Below are 730 nucleotides of genomic sequence, written 5' to 3'. Positions count from 1 at the left end.
ATTCCATTGAATTCGACAAACCCATTGACCGAACCAAGTTCGTTACCAATCCTCCCGAAGGCTGGAGGACAACCGAGCCAGTTAACCCCGAGGCTAATTAGCTGCCTGATGAAAATATAGAGAAAATACATTCTTACTAGAGGAGAACGTATGCAAATAAGGGAATTACAAACAGATGAAACCCCTCCCATGGAGTTGTTGTTATTAGCCGACCCTTCTCACAAATATGTTGAGGAATATGTGGCAAGGGGGCAATGTTTTGTAGCAGAAAGTACAGAGCAAATAATCATTGGAGTGTATGTATTGCTTCCTACAAGACCTGCGACAGTGGAATTGGTGAACATTGCAGTTGCGGAAGAGTTGCACGGTAGAGGCATTGGAAAACAGTTAGTAATGGATGCCATTCAAACAGCCAAGTCTAGTGGGTATACTACAATTGAAATAGGTACTGGAAACTCAAGCTTAGGACAACTAGCTCTTTATCAAAAATGTGGCTTTCGAATTGTTGGTGTAGATGTAGACTTTTTCATCAGACACTATCCAGAAGAAATTTTTGAGAATGGTATACCGTGTAGGGACATGATTCGACTATCTCAAGATATATAGGGAGTGGGGGAGGTTATGTTCATGCAAGAAGGGAATGTTCGGATACGTTCAGTTGTGCTACCTGACGACATCCTCTTAGCCGCTCCATGGTATCAAGACCCGGAAGTCTTATATTATTCAGAAG

1 protein-coding gene is annotated in these 730 nt (G+C 42.2%); it reads left to right on the top strand.

Translation table 11 applies throughout. The annotated features are described in order from the left end of the window. Positions 1–150 precede the first annotated feature (150 nt). A complete protein-coding gene (locus tag AC1DWB_RS36635) occupies positions 151–606 on the top strand; it encodes a GNAT family N-acetyltransferase (protein WP_477545951.1) in 456 nt (151 codons plus the stop codon). Positions 607–730: the final 124 nt, after the last annotated feature.

This window comes from Paenibacillus sp. P4_E11, from assembly GCF_056401635.1.
The sequence above is the reverse complement of the archived record's forward strand: the minus strand, read 5'-3'. Positions and strand labels throughout refer to the sequence as shown.

What these genes read in the sequence shown, in the direction of transcription:
- AC1DWB_RS36635 (WP_477545951.1), top strand. Translation starts at nt 151, where the DNA reads ATGCAAATAAGGGAATTACAAACAGATGAAACCCCTCCCATGGAGTTG.